Source organism: Bradyrhizobium liaoningense, assembly GCF_018130955.1.
GTDB classification, from domain to species: Bacteria; Pseudomonadota; Alphaproteobacteria; order Rhizobiales; family Xanthobacteraceae; genus Bradyrhizobium; species Bradyrhizobium liaoningense_C.
This window is the reverse complement of record NZ_JAFCJM010000011.1, coordinates 31,484-51,057: the sequence shown is the minus strand read 5'-3', so window position 1 is coordinate 51,057 and position 19,574 is coordinate 31,484. Positions and strand designations below refer to the sequence as shown.

The window sequence follows — 19,574 nt, the reverse complement described above, 5'->3', positions numbered from 1 at the left end:
GGATATTCGTGGCGGTTCGCAGCAACATCGTCGGCATCGACAGCCCGGAGGCGCTGGAGAAGGCGCTGCGCGCGGCCTATTACCTCGCCGACGAAGGGCTTGCGACCGCGGCCTATCTCGGTCTCGCGCTCGGCAAGCCGCTGTTGCTCGAGGGCGCGCCGGGCGTCGGCAAGACCGAGGCCGCCAAGGCCATTGCCGCCGTGCTCGGCCGCCGGCTGATCCGCCTGCAATGCTACGAGGGCATCGACGCCTCCGCCGCGCTCTACGAGTGGAACTACCCGCGCCAGATGCTCGCGATCCGCCAGGCCGGCGACGAGAGCATCGACATCTATGGCGAGTCGTTCCTGATCGAACGTCCCATGCTCGCAGCACTGCGCGCGCCCGACTCGACCGTGCTGCTGATCGACGAAATCGACCGTGCCGACCAGGAGTTCGAAGCCTTCCTGCTCGAATTTTTGTCCGACTTTCAGATCTCGATTCCGGAACGCGGAACGGTCCGCGCCGCTGAGCGGCCGGTCGTGGTGCTCACCTCGAACCGGACACGTGACCTGCATGAGGCGTTGCGGCGGCGCTGCGTCTATCACTGGATCGACTATCCCACCGCCGAGCGCGAGGCGCGCATCATCATGATGCGGGCTTCGAGCGTCGCGGAATCCACGGCACGTGCCGTGGTCGCCGCCGTCGAAAAGCTGCGCCGCGAGCCGCTCAGCAAGGCGCCCGGGATTGCGGAGGCCGTCGACTGGGCCGAGGCCGCGACGCTCCTGCACAAGGGCGGCGCCCGCTGGCCGGATGCGTTCAGGCGCTCGATCGGGGTCGCGCTCAAGGACGAGGAGGATCTGCATTTCATCTCGCCCCGGCTCGACACCATACTTGCGGAGGCGGCCGCATGAGCACCGAGCCAAGGTTACCGCGCGCCGCGCGCGTCTTCGTCGACTTCGTCGCCCTGCTGCGCGCCAACGGATTTGCCGTTGCGCCCGAGCAGACCACCGCGTTCCTGTCCGCCATCGACCTGCTCGGCCCGCGCGACCTCAATGACATCAGGCAGGCTGCCCTCGCAACGCTGGCCCCGCCGCCGGAGCGCCGGGCGACCTTCGACCGCCTGTTCGATCTCCATTTCCGCGGCAGCGAGGCACTCGAGCGCGCCGACGAGGGCGAGGACGACGAGACCGTCCGGCTCCAGGAGGAAGGCCGCGGCGACGAAGAGCCCCTGCTCACCGACGACGCCAACGAATCCGGCCTCACCGCCACCCGCACCGAAGCCCTGGTCGAGCGCCGCTTCGCGGTCACGTCGACCACCGATGCCTTGCGCCGCCTGACCCGTGAGGCACCGCGACGCCTCCCGAAACGGCGCGGCCACCGACGCATGCGCACACGCCGCGGTCCCTTTGCCGACCTGCGCCGCACCCTGCGCGACACCGTGCGCAACGATGGCGAGATTTTGCGGCTCGGCCACCTGAAGCGGCGGCAGCGCCCGCGCAAGATCCTGTTGCTGATGGACGTCTCCGGCTCGATGAAGAGCCGCACCGAAGAGAACATGAAGCTCGCGCACGCGCTGGTGCAGGCGGCGCCCAATGTCGAGGTTTTTACCTTCGGCACGCGGCTCACCCGGGTGACCCGCCCCTTGCGGTTGAAACGTCGCGAACAGGCGCTGAATGCAGCGGCCCATCTCGTCAGCGACTGGGACGGCGGCACGCGGATCGGCGACGCGCTGCAGGCGTTCCTCGCCGTGCCGCGGTTCGGCGGCTACGCGCGGGGCGCGGCCGTCGTCGTGATCTCCGACGGTCTCGAGCGCGGCGAACCGGATGCCCTGCGCGACGCGGTCGCAAAATTATCGCGGCGGGCGTGGCGCGTGAGCTGGCTGACGCCGCTCGCGACGGGTCCCGGCTTCCGCCCGCAGACCGAAGCGCTCGTCGCGATCGAGCGCTTCGTCGACGATCTCGTGGACGGCGGGTCGAGCGCGTCGATCGTGGCGCATGTGCTGGCGCTCGGACGAAGGAGAGCGGCGTGACCGATATCGTCGACGGCCATCATCATATCTGGCGGCAGGCGGATCTGCCCTGGCTGGTCGGACCGATGCAGCCGCGCATTTTTGGCCCTTACGAAGCGATCCGGCGCGACTATCCGATCAAGGAGTATCTCGCCGATCTCAAGGGTACCGGCGTCACCCGCTCGGTCTATGTCCAGACCAACTGGGCCAATGACCGTTTTGAGGACGAGGCAGCGTGGGTGCAGCGGACTGCCGACGAAAACGGCTGGCCACATGCGATCGTCGCCTATGCCAATTTCGCGGTCGACGACGTGCGCCCACAACTCGACCGGCTCAGGCGCTATCCGCTGGTGCGCGGCGTGCGCATGCAGTTGCACTGGCACGAGAACTCGCTCTATCGCTTTGCTGCTCGGCCCGATCTCTGCGTCGATCCCACAATCCGCCGCAACGTCGCGCGGCTTGCCGACTATGGCTGGAGCTTTGATCTCCAGGTGTTCACGTCGCAGATGCCGGACGCCGCGCATCTCGCCGAGTCCTGCCCCAACGTGACGTTCATCCTTCAGCACGCGGGCATGCTGGAAGATCTCTCACCGGCCGGCCGCGCCGCCTGGCGCGCCCGCATGGCGCAGCTCGCTTCATGTCCCAACGTCTATTCAAAGCTTTCCGGACTCGGCACCTTCATCCACCGCAACGACCCCGCTCATATCGCTGAAGTCATCACCGACACTGTCGCGCTCTTCGGCGCCGAGCGTTGCCTGTTCGGCTCGAACTTCCCGATCGAGAAATTGTGGACCAGCTCCCGCGAGCTGGTGGACGCGTTCCGCGCCGCGGCGGCTTCGCTCAGCGAAGCCCAGCGCGAGGCCATCTTCAGGACAACTGCGACGCGCGTCTATCGGCTTGGACCATAGGCGCAACCAACAGGACACGGACAGGGAGGGCAAAGGAATGGCGCTGGAGATCAAGATCCTGGACTACGGAGATATCGAACTGGAATCGAGCTTTCTGGTGCTCGGCCGCGATTGCGGCCGGACCCGCCGCGTCCTGACCCTCGGCTTCCTCATCCTCGGCGGCAAATATCCCGTCGTGGTCGATACCGGCTATCGCTCCAACCAGATCATGGAAACGCTGGGCATGCGGGGCCTGCAATACCATGAGAACATGATCGAGAACCAGCTTGCGCGGCACGGCGTGCGCATGGGCGACGTCCGCTTCGTCTGCCACACCCATCTCCACATCGACCACGCTGGCAAGGACGACCTGTTCCCGATGAACACAACTGTCGTTCTCAACCGCAGGGAGCTCGAATATTCGGTATCCGGCCTGATGCACCCACAATATCCGGCGCCCGACATCAAGCATCTGATCGACCGCCTGCACACCAAGAGCGCGCTGCGCTTCCTCGACCTCGAAATCACCGGCCCCATCGAGCTGATGCCTGGCGTCTATTGCGATGCCGCCAACGCCCATACCGAGGGATCGATGAACATCATCGTCGAGACCGCCGACGGCATCGCCACGATCTGCGGCGACGTGATCTACGATTTCAACGACCAGATCGTGACGCCGTTCAACGAAATCCACGACTGGGAGCCGCGGACCACCGGCAACCACGGCACCACCAAGCGCGCCGAGAAGGCGGCGATCAAGAAGCTGCTCAGCAACTCGCGCTACCTCCTGCCTGTACACGACCGGCCCGCCAAGATCGAAGGCGGCATGGTCGTTGGCCGCCTGCACGACCAGGTCCCTGGACCGATCGTGCAATCCCTACCCGCACGCAACTGGTTTCCGGCCTGATGTGTTGAGGATCGACCGATGACCCACGTCACCTTGAGAAGTGAGTTCGAACACCTGATCGACCCCTATGCGCCAGTCGCGCAGGTCGGCACCGGATTCGACTTTACGGAGGGACCGATCTGGCATCCGGTCGATCATTACCTGCTGTTCTCGGACATGCCGGGCGACGTGCGGCGGCGCTGGGACGCGCGGCGCGGCGTCGTCGAGATCAGGCGCCCCTCGAACAAATGCAACGGCATGACCTATGATGCCGAACTCAATCTGATTGTCTGCGAGCACGCGACGTCCTCGCTGATCCGTGAGCGGCCCGACGGCCGCCGCGAGGTCCTGGCCTCGCATTTTGGCGGCCAGGAGCTCAACAGCCCCAACGACGTCTGCGTGCACTCCTCAGGCGCGATCTATTTTTCGGACCCCTGGTATGGCCGCATGCCCGTCTTCGGCGTCGAGCGGCCGCGCCAGCTCGGCTTCCAGGGTGTCTATCGGATCGTCCCCGGCGGCGAGCCGAAGCTCTTGGTCGAGCGCACCTTGTTCGACCAGCCGAACGGCCTCTGCTTCTCGCCCGACGAAAAACTGCTTTACGTCAACGACACCGTGCAGGCGCTGATCCGCGTCTTCGACGTCAATGCCGACGGCTCGCTCTCCAACGCGCGCGTTTTCGCTAGCCGCATCCGCTCGGAGCTCGAGCCGGGATTGCCCGACGGCATGAAATGCGACCAGCACGGCAATGTCTGGGTCACCGCGCCCGGTGGCGTCTGGGTCTATTCGCCGCGGGCCGAACTACTCGGCAAGGTGCGCGTGCCCGAGCTCGTCGCCAACCTCGCCTGGGGCGGACCGGATTTCCGCACGCTCTATCTGACCTCGACGCATTCGGTGTATGCGATCCAGACCAAGGTCGGCCCGCGCCACGAACCCTACATGAGTGGCAGGCGCAGCGGCGGCGGCGCAAGTGCGAGCGCGACTTCCGCGCCTGCAGCGCCGATCCTCGCCGACGGCGAGATGCAGCTCGACCCGCGGCGCTGCGCCATGATCATCCAAGACCTCCAGAACGACGTCATCATGGACGGTGGCGCCTTCTCCGACTCCGGCGCGCCGGGTCATGCGAAGCAGCAGCATGTCGTCGAGAACGTCCGGCGCCTGGCGGAAACCGCGCGCGCCCGCGGCGTCGTCATCATCCATGTCTGGTTCGTCGTCGAGCCCGGCGCGCCCGGCGTCACCCTCAACGCGCCCCTGTTCGAGGGACTTGTCGACAGCAAGGCCATGGTGCGCGGAAGCTGGGGTGCGGCGCCGGTGTCCGGCCTCGAGCCGCGGCCCGGCGATTTCGTGGTCGAGAAGATGCGGATGAGCGCCTGGGAAGGCACCCGGCTCGAAACGATCCTGAAAGCCACCGGCCGCGACATGATCATCAACACCGGTGCCTGGACCAACATGTCGGTCGAGCACACCGCGCGCACCGGCGCCGACAAGGGCTATTTCATGATCGTGCCGGAGGACTGCTGCTCGACCATGAATGCCGACTGGCACAACGCCTCGATCAACTTTGCCATGCAGAACGTCGCCGTCGTGACCAGGGCGGATGCCGTCATCCGGGCGCTGGGATGATGCGCGGTGCCAAAGCTCCTGCACCTCTCCTGCTCGCCGCGTTCCGACTCCGAGTCGACCGCCGGCGCACGCATCTTCCTTGACGGCTTTCGCCAGGCCCGTCCCGATTGGGACATCGACGTCATGGATCTCTGGCGGGAGCGGATGCCAGAGTTCGTCGGCCCCATCGTCGAGGCCAAGTATGCCCGCATGAAGGGCCAGGCTTTCAGCGATCCGCAAGCCGCGCAGTTTGCCGAAGCCGAGCGCATGGCGATGCGCTTCTCACTGGCCGATCGCGTGCTGATCTCGACGCCGATGTGGAATTTTGGCATTCCCTACAAGCTGAAGCAGTGGTTCGACATCATCATTCAGCCCGGGCTCACATTCCGGTTCGATCCGGCGCAAGGTTATCTTCCGCTGCTGAAGGACCGCCCGACGCTGGTGATCCTCGCCTCCGGCAGCGACTTTGCCACCGGCATGAACCGCGGCCGGATCGACATGGCGACGCCATACTTGCGCGAGGCGCTGCGCTTCATCGGCGTCAGCAGCGTCAGTTTTGTGCCGATCGGCCCGACCGCTGGGCCGGCCGAGCCGATCCGCACCGCGCGTGACAGCGCCCATCGCCGCCTCGCCGATCTGGCGAAGCGGTTCTGATCCCTACGCCCCCGCCCTCGCTTTTCGGGCCGCAATCTGCTGGAGCGCCCAGCGCGCGTTCTTGCGCACGTCGGGATCGGGATCGTCGGCGATCGCCGCCAGGAACGCCTCGCCGTCGGCATGGGCGATCTCACCGAGTGCCGCGGCGGCCTCCTTGCGCAAGTTCGCCTGCTCATGGGTCACGCAGTTACCAATCGGGCGCACCGCGCGCTCGATCTTCATCCTGCCAAGGCTGCGGATCGCCTTCAGCCGCACCTGCCAGAACTCGTCGCCGAGCGAGGCCACCAGTTGATCGGCGGCCAGCGCACCGTTGACGTTGAGCCCGAGCGTTTCAGCCGCCATCTCGCGAACCATCCAGTCGGAATCCTTCAGCGCGCGGGTGATCGTCTCCGCCGCCGGCTTCATCTGCGAGAAGGCGAGCGCGCTCACCGCCGCCCGTCGCACATGGGCGTCAGGATCGTGAATCAGTGCGGTCAGCGCCGGGATCGACTCCTCCAGCTTCAGGAAGCCGATGACACCGATCGCCTGCACGCGCACGGCCGCATCTTGGTCCTGCAGCGCTTCCAGCGCCGGCTTCAACGTGTCCTTGCGCCGCAACTCCCTCAGCGCACGCAACGCGCCCATGCGCACGAAGGCATGAGCGTGCTTGACCAGCGGCAGGATCACATCGGCGCAAGCGGGGTCCTTGAACTCGGCCATGCTGTCGGCGGCGGCCGCCGCCACGATCCTTTCGGGGTCCACGAGCAGCTTCACCAGCGCGCTTGCGGCTTCCGACCCGTCAAACTCGCCGAGCGCCATCGCGACCTGCTGGCGCACGCCGGCATCGGGATCCGACACCATGTTGGCGAGATGGCCGACCGCGGCGGGATCGCCGGAATGACCGAGCGCGATGATCGCGACGCGACGCTCTGCGGGATCGGCGGCCTGCAGCCGCTCATCGGCATCCTCGAGATCGTCGTAGGATTCAAACGGGCTCGACATGACTACCTCAGCAGATAAGGAATGTTGACGGTGACGGCACCGGTCGGGCAGTCCGCTTCGCAGGGCATGCAATACCAGCACTCGTCATAGGCCATGTAGGCCTTTCCGGTCATGTCGCTGATACGGAGCACGTCGAGCGGGCAAACGTCGACGCACACCGTGCAGCCCTTGTCCGCGATGCATTTGGCGTCGTCCACGACCACCGGAACCGATGTCTGATATGAAGCGAGAGGCATCTTTGGTCTCCTGTTGCTTTCTGTTGGCGGTGGATCAGGCTGTGGCGCGAATGCGCTGCTTGTCGTAGAGGTCCCTCTCATCGTCGGCGATCGGCACGACATAGGGCTCCACGGCGCGCTTCTCGCTGGTCATCTTGCCGTCCTGCTTGGAGAGCAGCGTGTGGCAGAACCAGTTCTCGTTGTCCTTCTCCGGGAAATCCGTGCGCCAGTGGTAGAGGCCCCAGCGGCTCTCCTCGCGGTAGAGCGAGGCGTGGGCAGCCATGTCGGCGCAGTCCATGATCGACTGCACTTCGAGCGCGCGGAGCAACTCGTGCGCGTTGCGCGCGATCATGTGCTCCTGCATGTCCTCCCTCACCTCGGCGAGACGGCGCATGCCGAGCTCGTACTTCCGTGTCACCTTCGGCGGTTGGAGATAGTCGTTCACCAGGCGTCGCGTCTTGTACTCGATCTGGTTCGGCGGAATGCCGTCCTCACGCTTGGTCGGCGCCATCACGCGCTCGCGCTCCTTCGCCACCTCGCTCGCGTCGAACTCCGCAAAATCGTGGCTGTTGGCGAACTCCATCGCGTCGATGCCGGCGACGGAGCCGTTGGTGAAGGCACCCAGCATGTAGTTGTGCGGCACGCTCGCCATGTCGCCGGCCGCGTAGAGGCCCGGCACGGTGGTGCGCGCATTGTCGTCGACGAACACGCCCGAGGCGCTGTGCCCGGAGCAGAAGCCGATCTCGGAGATGTGCATCTCGATCGACTCATTGCGATAATCGACCCCGCGCCCCTGCTGGAACAGGCCGCGCGTCGGCCGCTCCACCTTATGCAAGGTCGATTCGATCTCCTCGATGGTGTTAGGGTGGAGATGCTTGAGCTGGAGGAACACCGGGCCCTTGCCGGACAAGAGCTCGTTATAGAATTCCAGCATCATCTGGCCGGACCAGTAGTCGCATTCGATGAAGCGCGAGCCTTCGTTGTTGGCCGTGTAGGCGCCGAAGGGACCGGCGACATAAGCGCAGGCCGGGCCGTTATAGTCCTTGATCAGCGGGTTAATCTGGAAGCATTCGAGGTTCGCGAGAGCTGCACCGGCGTGATAGGCCATCGCATAGCCGTCGCCGGAATTGGCGGCGTTCTCGTAAGTGCCGAACATGTAGCCTGAGGTCGGCAGACCGAGGCGGCCGGCCGCGCCCATGCAGAGGATCACGGCCTTGGCCTTGATCACCAGCATCTCGGCGGTGCGGGTGTTGACCGAGATCGCGCCGGCAATGCGGCCGTCGGTGGACTTCAAGAGGCGCGTCGCCATGTAGCGATTGGAGATCAGGATGCGGGCGCGGCGAAGCTGGCGGTACAGCGCCTTCTTCACGGTCTCACCGTTCGGCATCGGCAGAACGTAGGTGCCGATGTGGTGCACCTTCTTCACGGCGTAGTCGCCGTTTTCGTTCTTCAGGAAGCGGATGCCAAAACTGTCGAGCTCCTCGATGATCGCAAAGCAATTCTGGGCGTATTTATAGACCGCCTTCTGATCGACGATGCCGTCATTGGCGATGGTGATTTCCTTGGTGTACTGCTCCGGCGTCGCGTAGCCGGGAATGACGGCGTTGTTCAGCCCGTCCATGCCCATCGAGATCGCGCCGGAGCGCTTGACGTTCGCCTTTTCGAGCAGGACGACGTTGGCCTTCGGATTCTTCAGTTTTGCCTTCAACGCCGCCATCGGGCCGGCCGTGCCGCCGCCGATGACGAGCACGTCGCAGGAAACCTCGGAAAGTCCGTCGACGATCTGATCTAGTGCCATCGCTTGCTCCTGGTTCGCCGGCGCGATCCGGCGCCTTTGCATCAGATTTGTTCAGGGGAGTTTCCGGCGATAGCAATTAGTTGTCGCCGGGAGAGAATTGCCGCTCTTTGGTTCATTTGCCCAAACCGCAGCCGCTCGATTGACCGCGGCGTGAGCAGACGGCTCAGCGCTCGACAAAGGCCTTCTCGATCACGAAGTGGCCGGGTTGGCTGTGATTGCCTTCCGCAAAGCCGCGCGCCGTGAACATCCCGTGCAATTCTTCCAGCATCGCGGGGCTGCCGCACAGCATGATGCGGTCAGTGTCCTTGTCGAGCGGAGGCTGCCCGATGTCGGCAAAGAGCTGCCCCTGCTCGATCAGATCGGTGATGCGGCCGCGATTCCTGAAGGGTTCGCGCGTCACCGTCGGGTAGTAGACGAGCTTGTCCTTGATCAGCGGACCGAAGAACTCGTGGCTCAGGAGGTTCTCGACGAGGTGTTCCCCATAGGCGAGTTCTGAGACCTGCCGGCATCCATGGGCCAGCACGATGGTCTCGAAATTCTCGTAGACATCGGGGTCCTTGATCAGACTCGCGAACGGCGCAAGGCCGGTCCCGGTCGAGAGAAGAAGCAGCCGCTTGCCCGGAATGAGATTGCCGGTAATCAGCGTGCCCGTGGCCTTGCGACCAACCAGGATGATGTCGCCTTCCCTGATCTTCTGGAGCCGCGAGGTCAGAGGACCGTCCTGCACCTTGATCGAGAAGAATTCGAGCGCTTCCTCGTGGTTGGCGCTCGCCATGCTGTAGGCCCGCATCAGCGGCTCGCCCTCGACTTCCAGGCCGATCATGGCGAACTGGCCGTTCTGGAAGCGGAAGCCGGGATCGCGCGTTGCCGTGAAAGAGAACAGGGATTCTGTCCAGTGCTTCACCGACAGAACCGTTTCCTTCTGAAAGGCGCTCATCGTCCGTCTCTCCTTCGTCATGGCTTTCGCGATGCGGCGAAAGGTTTCGGAGAGACGGTCTTCTCGCAACGCCGAACTGCTGCACTCGGTCGATTAGTTGCGAAATATCGCTGCGATCGGTTCGCCATGCGCCGCCCGGCAATTAGTTGCTATCGGCAGCGCCGCATTGGATGCTTAGGAGGACGTCGGAGAACCGTCATGACCATGACCACAATGGTGGCACCGACCGTCGCAGACTACGAGGCCAGCGCCGATCTCGCCGCGCTCGTCGTGCGTACCACACACGATGACGAGCTCGCGCTTGGTGCCGAGCAGCTTCGGCTGGCCTGCAAATGCGCCCACTGCACCCGCGCCCGTTTCGATGGCCGCTTCCCCGAACGCTTCCCGGGCATCGCAATCACCGAGATCGGCGATCTCGGCTACGGGCTGAACATCTCGTTCTCGGACGGGCACAATCGGGGGATTTACCCGAAGCCGTATTTGTTGAGTTTGGCGGAGCGCTGAGGCGCCTCTTGCTCCGCTGTCATTCCCCGCGAAGGCGGGGAATCCAGCGCGCCGCGGCATAACCGTAACCCATTGACGTCTCAGGAATACTGGATCGCCCGGACAAGCCGGGCGATGACGGCGGAGTGAGTTTGGCACGGACATTGCTCCTCTTTAGAACGATTTGAACGTTCCGGAGGCGGAGAATGCTGATGCAGGCGGCAAATGCGGGGCGCGGGACTGTTCCCGCGGTCCGATCCGCAGGTAACTCGTCGCTGCTGCTGACCGAAAACCAGCAATCCATCGGCGGACCGCCGCCCTTGATGGACAAGCTGACGCTGCGCGAACGCGAGCTGGTGCTGAAACAGGGCCGCCGCAAGGTGCTCAATCGCGGCCAAACCCTGTTCAGCCAAGGCGGCCGCCACGACGGCATCTGGCTGATCGAAAGCGGCAGGATCCGCGTCTTCTACACTTCACCGCTTGGGCGCGAGATCACGCTTGCCTATTGGCATGTCGGGAACTTCGTCGGCGGACCCGAAGTGTTCGAGGGCACCGTGCATCAATGGTCCGGCGTTGCCTCCAGCAATTGCGCAGTCGTGCACCTGCCCGGCAAGGAGCTGAGGACGCTCGCGGCCGAGATCCCCAACCTCGCCATCGGCCTAATCGAAGGCCTGACCTTCAAGGGCAAATGCTATTCGGCACTGGCGCAGATGCTGGGAACGCGCTCGATCACGCAGCGGCTGGCGCATCTGCTGCTCCACCTCGTCGAGCTCTATGGCGTAGAGGATGCCGACGGCACCGTGATCGCGGCCGCCTTCACCCATGCCGACATCGCCCACATGGTCGGCGCGACCAGGCAGTGGGTCACCATCAGCCTGAAGCGCATGCAGGAAAAGGGAATCGTCCTGACCAAGCGCTCCCAGATCGTGGTTTGCCGCCCCGACGTGCTCGAGGAGATGCGCGGCCAAGCCTCGGACTGAAAAGGCCGGCGACTAACGACCATGCACATGCAAGTGGCTTTCAAGTGCAGAACTGCCCAAGGAGTATGCAATCACCTTTTCCCGGCAACTAATCGACTGCGGCGGTAAATCCGGGTTTGCCCCGCCGGCTCCCCCACCCAATCATGGCAACCACAGCACATCCAACCGAATGAGGATGAGAATGGTCCGCCATCTTCCCACGCTCTCGATCGCGATGTCAGTGACGTCGCTCGCGCTTCTCCTCGCGCAGCCGGCGACGGCGGAAACGGTCACGATCGGCATCGGCACGCAGGACACGACCACCAACACGGTGACCGCCGGCGTCGTCATCCGTCAGCTCAAGCTCCTCGAAAAATACCTGCCGACATCAGGCAAATACGCGAACATCAAGTTCGAGATGGAGTGGCAGAACTTCACCTCCGGTCCGCCCGTCACCAATGCGATGATGGCGAACAAGCTCCAGATCGGCATGATGGGCGATTATCCGCTGATCGTGAACGGCTTCACTTTCGAGAGCAATCCGGAAAGCAAGAGCCGCCTGATCGGCATTGCCGCCTATAGCCTGTCCGGCTCCGGCAACGGCATGGTCGTGCACAAGGAGTCGGCCTACTACGATCTCGCCGATCTCAAGGGCAAGCTCGTCAGCGTGCCCTTCGGCTCTGCCGCGCACGGCATGGTGCTGAAGGCGCTGCAGGACCGCGGCTATCCCGCCGATTTCTTCCAGCTCGTGAGCCAGAGCCCCGAGGTCGGCTCGACCAATCTGCAGGAGAAGAAGATCGACGCGCATGCCGACTTCGTCCCCTTCGCCGAGTTGCTGCCGTTCCGCGGCTTTGCGCGAAAGATCTTTGACGGCGTCGAGACCAATCTGCCGACCTTCCACGGCATCGTCGTGCGCACCGACTTCGCCGAAAAATATCCTGAAGTCGTCGTCGCCTACATGAAGGCGATCATCGCCGCCAACCAATGGCTGCGCGACAATCCGAAGCTCGCGGCCGAAAAGATCCAGGAATGGACCGGCATCAGCAAGGAGGTCGTCTACATCTTCCTGGGTCCCAGCGGCAACATGACCACCGATCCCTCGATCAAGCCCGCGCTGATCGATGCGGCCACCACCGACGTCAAGGTGTTGCAGAATCTCGGACGCATGAAGGAGTTCGACCCGAAGAAATGGGTCGACGACAGCTACATCCGCAAGGCCTATGCCGAGATGAAGCTCGACTATGACGCCCGGCTCGCCAGCACCAAGAACTATGAGATCGCGGGCGAAGACAGTTTTTGCAAGAAACCGATCGGCGATCCGCGCAAGGCAGGCGAAGTCTGGGTCGACGACGCCGGCATCCTGCCCTTTGCGAGCGCCGCCTGCACGCTTGGCGCATATGCTGACTTCAAGGCAAAGGGCAAGAAGATCAACGTGACTTACGTGTTCGACACCGCCCGCGGCATCAAGCTGTTTGCGGACCAGGCCTTCTTCGCGGTCGGCGGCGACGAGATCGCGCCGTTCCTGCTCAAGAAGGACGCCGAAGCCCATGCGGCCAAGATCAGCGGCAAGGTGCTCGGTTTCGAGGACGCGGTGAAGTCGGCGGTGACCGGAGGCAAGACGTGAGCAGCCCCGCCCTTCTGCGGCATTCCGAGGACACCATGGCATCAGCGATGGCAGACGTGCCGCCGGCGCCCGCCGCCACGCAGAGCACGCCGCCGTCGTTCGGGACGCTCGCGCTGCGCTGGTTCCGGCTCAACCAGGGCACCCTGCGGGCAACCGCGATCGGCATCGCCTCGCTGATCGCCTTCCTTCTCGTCTGGCACCTGCTCACGACCTACCGCGTCGTGTTCTTCGTGCGCTTCACAAACGTGCCCTCGCCGCTCGCGGTCTATGCGAGCTTCACCAAGGCGATCCACGATCCCAAATTCCTGATGCACATCCTGCTCAGTTGCCGGCGCATCCTGATGGGGTTCTCACTGGCCGCCTTGATCGGCGTGCCGCTCGGGCTGATCATGGGCCGCTTCAAGCTGATCCACGAGATCGTCTTCCCGGTTGCGGAAGTGCTGCGGCCGATCCCGGCGATCGCCTGGGTGCCGATGGCGATCATGCTGTGGCCGACCAACGAGCAGAGCATCGTCTACATCACCTTCCTCGGCTCGTTCTTCCCGATCCTGGTCAACACGCTGCACGGCATGTCGCTGGTCGATCCCGTGCTGGTTCGTGCGGCGCAATGTCTTGGCGCACGCGAGCGGTCGATCTTCCGCGAGGTCTATTTCCCGGCCTCGCTGCCGCACATCTTCACCGGGCTCACCGTCGGCATGGGCGTGGCCTGGGTGTCGCTGATCGCCGCCGAGATGATCTCGGGCCAGTACGGCATCGGCTATTTCACCTGGGAAGCCTACTCACTGGTCCAGTATGCCGACATCGCGCTCGGCATGATCGCGATCGGTGTGCTCGGACTGGGATCGAGCCTCCTGATCCGCGGCGTGGGACAACTCGTGATGCCGTGGAGGGTGAAATGAGCGAGATCCAGGTCAGCCCGCCGAAGGGCCATATCGAGGTCAAGAATTTCTCCCTCAGCTACGACAGCATCGAAGGGCCGGTGCAGGCCGTCACCGATACGCAGATCCACGTCAAGCCGGGCGAGTTCGTCTCCATCGTCGGCCCCTCTGGCTGCGGGAAGTCGACCCTGCTTAATGCTGTTGCGGGCTTCCTCAAGCCGACCACCGGCGTCGTCACCGTCGACGGCGAGCCTGTCAACGGACCGAGCGCCGAACGCGGCATGGTGTTCCAGCAATATTCCCTGTTCCCCTGGAAGACCGTGCGGGAGAATGTCGAGTTCGGGCTAAAGATGCGCGGCATGCCGCGCTCGCAGCGCGAACGCGCGGCCCGTACCCTGCTCGGCCTCGCCGGGCTGGAGGCTTTCGAAAAGCACTATCCGGAGCGACTGTCCGGCGGCATGAAGCAGCGCGTCGGCATCGTGCGGGCGCTTGCCACGGGTCCCAAGGTGCTGCTGCTCGACGAACCCTTCGGCGCGCTCGATGCGCAGACCCGCGTCATCATGCAGCAGATCCTCACCAACATGTGGCAGCGGCTGAAGATCTCGGTGCTGTTCGTCACCCACGACATCGACGAGGCGATTTTCCTCTCCGACCGCGTTTACTGCATGACTGCGCGTCCCGGCTCGATCAAGGCCGAGATTCCGATCCCGCTGGAGCGGCCGCGGCAGCAATCGATGATGATGTCGTCGGAGTTTCTGGCGCTGCGCCGCGGACTGATGTCCCTGATCCGCGAAGAAAGCCTCAAGGCCATGGGCGGCGAGATCAACGATTTGGGCATGCAAGGCCTGAACATCGAACTGCACGGCCATTCGCTGGCGGACGTGCTGTAACCTCACCGGCTTTCCCTTCTCCCCTTGTGGGAGAAGGTGGCGCGAAGCGCCGGATGAGGGGTTCTGTCCACGCATCTCTGCAAGAGATCCATTCCCGGATAGAACCCCTCACCCGTCTCGCCGCTACGCGGCGAGCCACCCTCTCCCACAAGGGGAGAGGAAACACAACCTCACTTGAACCAGTGCACGAGCCCGATGCTGATCGCGAGCAGCAGCATCAGCGACAGCGTCACCGCGGCGGTCACGCGCCCCCCGACATTGGCGAGCACGCGCACGTCGACACCGAGGCCGAGCGCGGCCATCGACACCACGGTGAGAAATCCGGTGATCGTCGTCAGCGGGCTCACCACACTGATGGGCACCACTTCGAGCGAGCGCAACGTCGCCAGCGCCAGAAAGCCCAGGATGAACCACGGGACCAGGCGGAAGAAGCCGACGCTGGACTTCTTCTGCGCTCCGCCCCGCCGGGAAACGAACAGCGAGAGTCCGATCACCACGGGTCCCAGCATCAACACGCGCATCAGCTTCACCAGCGTCCCGATCTGCGTGCTGACGAGCCCCGCCGGAAGGGTCGCGGCCAGCACCTGCGGCACCGCGTAGACGGTCAGGCCCGCCAAAATGCCGTATTGCGTCGCCGACAAATGCAGCAGCGGAATGAGCAGCGGCAGGCCCAGCACCATCATCACGCCGAGGATCGCGGTGAAGGAGATGGAGGACGCGATCTCGTCGCTGTCGGCGCCGATGATCGGCGCTACCGCCGCAATCGCGGAGTTGCCGCAGATGGAGTTGCCGCAGGCAATCAGGATCGACAGCCGCGTCCCGAGGCCGAGCAAGCGGCTCAGGCTAAAACTGACCGCCAGCGCGATCACAACAACGGCCGCAATCGAGGCGAGCAAAGCGATGCCAGAGGCGGCGATTGCCGCAAAGCTGATGGAGGCCCCCAGCAGCATGACAGCGACTTCGAGGAGCTGCTTGGCGCTGAAGGCGATGCCGGCCTGCCAGCGCTGGGACGGTTTCCAGAAACTGCGCACGGCCATGCCGAGCAGGATCGCCATGACCAGCGCCTCGACGTAGGGGTGCGCGAACAGGTGGCGTTCGACGCCTTCGAGGCTCGCGGAAATGCCGGCGACCCCGATGCACAGGAGGATGCCCGGAATCAGCGCTGCGATACGGCTCGCGGGGGTTGCCGGTCTTGCGCCGGCCGAGGAGGATACTTTGTTATCGGCCACTCAAATCTCCCGAAGGAGAAGATTTTATACGCCCGGAGGCGCGAGTGGGTAATATATTTCCAAGCGGGAGCTATGAAAGCAAGTAATGTCCTTCGGCGTGAATCATCCACACGTGCGAACGAGTTTCGCGCGCAGTCTTTGACCGCTCAGAAGCTTAGAAGATAAGGCTCTTGGCGAGCGCGGCCACGCGGTTAAAACCGTCGAAAACGCCGGGCTCGAAGAAGGCCGCGCGGGCCAGAACGATGGCGCCGACCAGCGACCAGAACAGGCCGGTGCCCGTCCACAGCAGATATTTGGACGCGCGCGACTGCGGCTGGGCACTCCCCTCGGGGGCCAGGCGCTCGCCAAACGGCTCGAAATTCACGCGTTCCATCGCAGCCAATCCATCGATTTCTGGCTGAAATGTCGTCGTTTCCGGCCGAAACGGCAATGGAAGCGATTGGCTTTTTTGCCCCTCCCGAGGGAAACTCCTTCCCGCGGGCAACGAACGGACGATAGTTTTCTTCTCAGGGGCGGTTTTGAACCGCTCGGAGGGCCAGAGACCGGCGCCGGATCGCGTCGTTGGCGTCAGTTCGTCGATTCCTGCGGCATGGACGATCTGGCCCTTGTCGATGACGGTGGCGTGGCTCGCCAGGCCTAAGCAGAACGTGTTCTGCTCGGCGATCAGCACGGTCGAACGAGCTTTCGGAGCTGCCTCAGCAATTCGCCGATCCGTTGCACGATGATCGGGGCAAGCCCCTCGCTCGCCTCGTCCAGCAGCAACAGCGCCGGATTGCCCATCAATGTACGCGCGATCACCAGCATCTGCTCCTCACCGCCGGAGAGCCCGCCCGCGATGCGAGCATTAAGCGGCTCAAGCAGGGGGTGACGTCAAGCCAAGGATGAATTACGAGTCAGAATTCATCGAGATGCACGCCTCGCGACAGCCTGCCGCGCAGCCCATCGGGCAAGATTCTCAAGCGCGTGCTGCGCGCCGAACTGGAGAGCGTCGAATGACGGAAGGTCGAGCCACGGCCAAGGTGACCAAGCTCAATCGCGTCGAACGCAACGCTTGGACCAAGCAGAAGATCTTTGAGGCCGCGACAAAAGTCGTCGGCAAATACGGCTATGCGGAAGCCTCCGTCGCTCGCATTACCGAGCAGGCCGGTGTGGCGCAGGGCACCTTCTACAATCATTTCGAGAACCGCCAGGAGCTGCTCGACCAGCTCCTGCCAAAGATCGGTCTCGACATGGTACACTTCATCCGCGCCCGCACCGGCACGGCGGATGCGGCGCGCCAGGAGATCGAGCGCTTCTCCGCCTTCTTCGACTTCATCCGCGAGGTGCCGGAATTCTTGCGCATCCTCAACGAGGCCGAGTTCTTCGCGCCCTCCGGCTACCAGAAGCATCTCGACAACATCTCCACCGCCTATGTGCGCATCCTACGCCGCGCCCGGCTGGCCGGCGCGATCGAGGATTTCAGCGACGAGGAATTCGAGGCCATCGTCCACATGCTGATGGGCGCGCGCGGCTATCTCAGCCGGCGCTATTCCTATTCGGCCGACGGCGTCACCGCCGTGCCTGACCATGTCATTTCAGCCTATCGCAAGCTGATGACGCGCGGCCTGTTCAATGCCTCCGGGGAGAAGACGACGCTATGAACATCGAGCTCCCGCGAAAGCAACTCGACCTTGCCTCTGCGATCGCGGAAGGCGACATCCGCTGCCTCCTGATGGTGCTGGTGCACATGACCGGCGAAGAGCGCTGGCTCGAGCCGCCCTATCTGCCCAAGCGCGACATCCGTCTCATTCCGGACCCTGATGCAGGCGTGCCGAAGGAAGTCCAGGACGAAATCCGCGCCGCCGTGGTCAGGCTCTTTGCCGACGGCACGCCAAGACCTGTCATCGCCGATCCCGGCGCAGAGCTGCTCCTGAAGATGATGCGCGCCTGCCTCGGCGAGAACGTCGCGCCGGAATATGCAGCCCTGATGCGCGAGGAGATGGGCTTTGTGCCGCGCGAGGCAGGCTGGCGCCAGCGCCCGTCCAACGAGACGCTGGCGCAGCAGCACGTCCTCATCGTCGGCGCCGGCGTCTGCGCCATCGCGCTCGGGGTCGCTCTCGGTCATCTCGGCATCCCCTACACCATCGTGGAGAAGAATGCCGAGCTCGGCGGCACCTGGTGGATCAACCGCTATCCCGGATGCGGCGTCGACACGCCGAACCATTCCTATTCCTACTCCTTCGGCCCGCTCAATCCCTGGACGCGCTATTTCTGCCAGCGCGAGGAGCTGCTCGCCTATTTGCAGAAGGTCGCGAACGAGTACGGCATCCGCGAGCATCTGCGCGTCAACACCGAACTGACGTCGTCGCGCTGGGACGAAGGCAAGCGCCGCTGGATCTCGACCCTGAAGACCAAAGACGGCGAGGAGACATTCGAATCGACAGCACTGGTCTCGGCGATCGGCCAGCTCAACGATCCCTCGCGCGCCCGCTTCAAGGGTGAGGAGGATTTCAAGGGACAGATCCTGCATTCCGCGCTGTGGTCTGATGGCATCAAGCTCGACTGCAAGCATGTCGCCGTGATCGGCACCGGTGCGACCTCGATGCAGCTCGTGCCTGACATCGCCGACCGCGTCGCCTCCGTCACCGTCTACCAGCGCACCGCGCAATGGGCGCGCCCGGTGAAGGGCTATTCCGATCCGATCACCGAAGGCGCGCAATGGCTGCTCGCGCATTTGCCCTTCTATGTGAAATGGTACCGCTTCAACATGTTCTGGCGCTATGGCGACGGCCTGTTGCCGTTCCTGCGCAAAGACCCGGCCTGGCTGCATCCCGAGCGCGCCGTCAACAAGGGCAACGACCGGCACCGGCAGGAATTGACTGATTTCATTCTGTCAGAGTTGAAGGGCCGTCCTGATCTGATCGCAAAATGCGTGCCGACCTACCCGCCCTATGGCAAGCGTATCCTTCTGGACAACAACTGGTTCAAGACGCTGACGAGGGACAATGTCGAGCTCGTCACCGACGCGATCGACCATTTCAGCCGGGACGGCATCGTCACCGCCGATGGCGAGCAGCGTCCCGCCGACATCATCGTGATCGCGACCGGCTTCAAGGTCACCGAGATGGCTGCACGCCTCAATATCACCGGGCGCGGGGCCAAGAACCTGCGCGACGCCTGGGCCAACGACAATCCGACGGCATTCCTCGGCCTTACCGTGCCCGATTTCCCAAACTTCTTCTGCATGCTCGGTCCGAACTCCGGTCCGGCGCATGGCGGTAGCGTGATCTTCCAGTCGGAATGCCAGAGCCGCTACATTTCGGCCTGCCTCGTCGACATGATCGAACAGAACGTGGCCGCGATCGACGTCCGCCCGGACGTGCTCGACGACTACGTCCGCAAGGTCGACGCCGAGCACGAGGCCATGATCTGGACCCATCCGGGCATGACGACCTACTATCGAAACAAGAATGGCCGCGTATTCTCGGCGATGCCCTGGCGCTTCGTCGACTACTGGCGCATGACGCACGATCCGGATTTCGGGCAATACAGGCTGACGAAGGCATGACTTACCGCGCAGGCGGTGCA

The 19,574-nt window shown here is 63.9% G+C and carries 20 protein-coding genes; 13 read left to right on the top strand and 7 right to left on the bottom strand.

Features of this window, described 5'->3' with window-relative positions; all coding sequences use genetic code 11:
* Positions 1–8 precede the first annotated feature (8 nt).
* From JQ632_RS11820 to JQ632_RS11795, 6 genes are read left to right on the top strand one after another with little or no spacing between them, the layout of a single operon-like run.
* Positions 9–890 (top strand): MoxR family ATPase, encoded by an 882-nt coding sequence (locus JQ632_RS11820; protein WP_212402488.1) that lies wholly within the window; start codon positions 9–11, stop codon positions 888–890.
* Positions 887–2,008 (top strand): VWA domain-containing protein, encoded by a 1,122-nt coding sequence (locus JQ632_RS11815; protein ID WP_212402487.1) that lies wholly within the window; start codon positions 887–889, stop codon positions 2,006–2,008. Before JQ632_RS11820 ends, JQ632_RS11815 begins: the two co-directional genes overlap by 4 nt.
* Positions 2,005–2,895, top strand: a complete 891-nt coding sequence (locus JQ632_RS11810) for an amidohydrolase (protein ID WP_212402486.1) — start codon at positions 2,005–2,007, stop codon at positions 2,893–2,895. Before JQ632_RS11815 ends, JQ632_RS11810 begins: the two co-directional genes overlap by 4 nt.
* A 37-nt stretch (positions 2,896–2,932) precedes the next feature.
* Positions 2,933–3,781 carry an MBL fold metallo-hydrolase gene (locus JQ632_RS11805; protein ID WP_212402485.1) on the top strand — a complete coding sequence of 283 codons (849 nt, stop codon included), beginning with the start codon at positions 2,933–2,935 and terminating at the stop codon, positions 3,779–3,781.
* 18 nt (positions 3,782–3,799) lie between these two features.
* Positions 3,800–5,380, top strand: a complete 1,581-nt coding sequence (locus JQ632_RS11800) for an isochorismatase family protein (RefSeq protein ID WP_212402484.1) — start codon at positions 3,800–3,802, stop codon at positions 5,378–5,380.
* A gap of 6 nt (positions 5,381–5,386) precedes the next feature.
* Positions 5,387–6,013 (top strand): NAD(P)H-dependent oxidoreductase, encoded by a 627-nt coding sequence (locus JQ632_RS11795; protein WP_212402483.1) that lies wholly within the window; start codon positions 5,387–5,389, stop codon positions 6,011–6,013.
* Between the two features lie 3 nt (positions 6,014–6,016).
* Here JQ632_RS11795 and JQ632_RS11790 read toward each other — a convergent pair whose 3' ends face one another.
* The 4 genes from JQ632_RS11790 to JQ632_RS11775 all read right to left on the bottom strand — a co-directional run bounded on the left by JQ632_RS11790 (position 6,017) and on the right by JQ632_RS11775 (position 9,944).
* Positions 6,017–6,994: a HEAT repeat domain-containing protein gene (locus tag JQ632_RS11790; protein ID WP_212402482.1), complete on the bottom strand. Its 978-nt coding sequence runs from the start codon at positions 6,992–6,994 to the stop codon at positions 6,017–6,019.
* Between the two features lie 2 nt (positions 6,995–6,996).
* Positions 6,997–7,230, bottom strand: a complete 234-nt coding sequence (locus JQ632_RS11785; RefSeq protein WP_008141081.1) for a ferredoxin family protein — start codon at positions 7,228–7,230, stop codon at positions 6,997–6,999.
* Between the two features lie 34 nt (positions 7,231–7,264).
* A complete protein-coding gene (locus JQ632_RS11780; protein WP_212402481.1) occupies positions 7,265–9,007 on the bottom strand; it encodes a fumarate reductase/succinate dehydrogenase flavoprotein subunit in 1,743 nt (580 codons plus the stop codon).
* Between the two features lie 163 nt (positions 9,008–9,170).
* Positions 9,171–9,944, bottom strand: a complete 774-nt coding sequence (locus JQ632_RS11775; RefSeq protein WP_212402480.1) for a ferredoxin--NADP reductase — start codon at positions 9,942–9,944, stop codon at positions 9,171–9,173.
* A 198-nt stretch (positions 9,945–10,142) separates the two neighbouring features.
* Here JQ632_RS11775 and JQ632_RS11770 point away from each other — a divergent pair, with 198 nt between their 5' ends.
* The 5 genes from JQ632_RS11770 (at position 10,143) to JQ632_RS11750 (ending at position 14,778) form a co-directional block, all read left to right on the top strand.
* Positions 10,143–10,448 (top strand): gamma-butyrobetaine hydroxylase-like domain-containing protein, encoded by a 306-nt coding sequence (locus tag JQ632_RS11770; RefSeq protein ID WP_212402479.1) that lies wholly within the window; start codon positions 10,143–10,145, stop codon positions 10,446–10,448.
* 185 nt (positions 10,449–10,633) lie between these two features.
* A complete protein-coding gene (locus JQ632_RS11765) occupies positions 10,634–11,407 on the top strand; it encodes a Crp/Fnr family transcriptional regulator (RefSeq protein ID WP_212402478.1) in 774 nt (257 codons plus the stop codon).
* 181 nt (positions 11,408–11,588) lie between these two features.
* Positions 11,589–13,010, top strand: coding sequence for an ABC transporter substrate-binding protein (locus JQ632_RS11760; RefSeq protein WP_212402477.1), 1,422 nt, complete (start codon positions 11,589–11,591; stop codon positions 13,008–13,010).
* Complete coding sequence (locus tag JQ632_RS11755; protein WP_312015598.1) at positions 13,007–13,909, top strand: ABC transporter permease; 903 nt, start codon at positions 13,007–13,009, stop codon at positions 13,907–13,909. The genes JQ632_RS11760 and JQ632_RS11755 overlap by 4 nt, the downstream gene beginning before the upstream one ends.
* Positions 13,906–14,778, top strand: coding sequence for an ABC transporter ATP-binding protein (locus tag JQ632_RS11750; RefSeq protein WP_212402476.1), 873 nt, complete (start codon positions 13,906–13,908; stop codon positions 14,776–14,778). The genes JQ632_RS11755 and JQ632_RS11750 overlap by 4 nt, the downstream gene beginning before the upstream one ends.
* Before the next feature lie 170 nt (positions 14,779–14,948).
* On the opposite strand, the gene JQ632_RS11745 is transcribed toward JQ632_RS11750, so the two are convergent.
* The 3 genes from JQ632_RS11745 to JQ632_RS39425 all read right to left on the bottom strand — a co-directional run bounded on the left by JQ632_RS11745 (position 14,949) and on the right by JQ632_RS39425 (position 16,811).
* The gene (locus JQ632_RS11745) at positions 14,949–16,007 is read right to left on the bottom strand and encodes a putative sulfate exporter family transporter (protein ID WP_212402475.1); all 1,059 of its coding nucleotides are present in this window, start codon (positions 16,005–16,007) and stop codon (positions 14,949–14,951) included.
* 154 nt (positions 16,008–16,161) lie between these two features.
* A complete protein-coding gene (locus JQ632_RS39430) occupies positions 16,162–16,677 on the bottom strand; it encodes a hypothetical protein (RefSeq protein ID WP_249151781.1) in 516 nt (171 codons plus the stop codon).
* Positions 16,671–16,811: a hypothetical protein gene (locus tag JQ632_RS39425; RefSeq protein WP_249151771.1), complete on the bottom strand. Its 141-nt coding sequence runs from the start codon at positions 16,809–16,811 to the stop codon at positions 16,671–16,673. Before JQ632_RS39425 ends, JQ632_RS39430 begins: the two co-directional genes overlap by 7 nt.
* Positions 16,812–16,999: 188 nt before the next feature.
* Here JQ632_RS39425 and JQ632_RS11730 point away from each other — a divergent pair, with 188 nt between their 5' ends.
* Both JQ632_RS11730 and JQ632_RS11725 read left to right on the top strand, forming a co-directional pair.
* Positions 17,000–17,647 (top strand): TetR/AcrR family transcriptional regulator, encoded by a 648-nt coding sequence (locus JQ632_RS11730; RefSeq protein WP_212402473.1) that lies wholly within the window; start codon positions 17,000–17,002, stop codon positions 17,645–17,647.
* Positions 17,644–19,554 (top strand): NAD(P)/FAD-dependent oxidoreductase, encoded by a 1,911-nt coding sequence (locus JQ632_RS11725; protein WP_212402472.1) that lies wholly within the window; start codon positions 17,644–17,646, stop codon positions 19,552–19,554. Before JQ632_RS11730 ends, JQ632_RS11725 begins: the two co-directional genes overlap by 4 nt.
* Positions 19,555–19,574: the final 20 nt, after the last annotated feature.

Excerpts from the sequence above, each read along its gene's own strand:
- JQ632_RS11815 (WP_212402487.1), top strand. The coding sequence starts at position 887 with ATGAGCACCGAGCCAAGGTTACCGCGCGCCGCGCGCGTCTTCGTCGAC.
- JQ632_RS11805 (WP_212402485.1), top strand. The coding sequence starts at position 2,933 with ATGGCGCTGGAGATCAAGATCCTGGACTACGGAGATATCGAACTGGAA.
- JQ632_RS11800 (WP_212402484.1), top strand. The coding sequence starts at position 3,800 with ATGACCCACGTCACCTTGAGAAGTGAGTTCGAACACCTGATCGACCCC.
- JQ632_RS11790 (WP_212402482.1), bottom strand. The coding sequence starts at position 6,994 with ATGTCGAGCCCGTTTGAATCCTACGACGATCTCGAGGATGCCGATGAG.
- JQ632_RS11785 (WP_008141081.1), bottom strand. The coding sequence starts at position 7,230 with ATGCCTCTCGCTTCATATCAGACATCGGTTCCGGTGGTCGTGGACGAC.
- JQ632_RS11780 (WP_212402481.1), bottom strand. The coding sequence starts at position 9,007 with ATGGCACTAGATCAGATCGTCGACGGACTTTCCGAGGTTTCCTGCGAC.
- JQ632_RS11775 (WP_212402480.1), bottom strand. The coding sequence starts at position 9,944 with ATGAGCGCCTTTCAGAAGGAAACGGTTCTGTCGGTGAAGCACTGGACA.
- JQ632_RS11770 (WP_212402479.1), top strand. The coding sequence starts at position 10,143 with ATGACCATGACCACAATGGTGGCACCGACCGTCGCAGACTACGAGGCC.
- JQ632_RS11765 (WP_212402478.1), top strand. The coding sequence starts at position 10,634 with ATGCTGATGCAGGCGGCAAATGCGGGGCGCGGGACTGTTCCCGCGGTC.
- JQ632_RS11760 (WP_212402477.1), top strand. The coding sequence starts at position 11,589 with ATGGTCCGCCATCTTCCCACGCTCTCGATCGCGATGTCAGTGACGTCG.
- JQ632_RS11750 (WP_212402476.1), top strand. The coding sequence starts at position 13,906 with ATGAGCGAGATCCAGGTCAGCCCGCCGAAGGGCCATATCGAGGTCAAG.
- JQ632_RS39425 (WP_249151771.1), bottom strand. The coding sequence starts at position 16,811 with ATGCTGGTGATCGCGCGTACATTGATGGGCAATCCGGCGCTGTTGCTG.
- JQ632_RS11730 (WP_212402473.1), top strand. The coding sequence starts at position 17,000 with ATGACGGAAGGTCGAGCCACGGCCAAGGTGACCAAGCTCAATCGCGTC.
- JQ632_RS11725 (WP_212402472.1), top strand. The coding sequence starts at position 17,644 with ATGAACATCGAGCTCCCGCGAAAGCAACTCGACCTTGCCTCTGCGATC.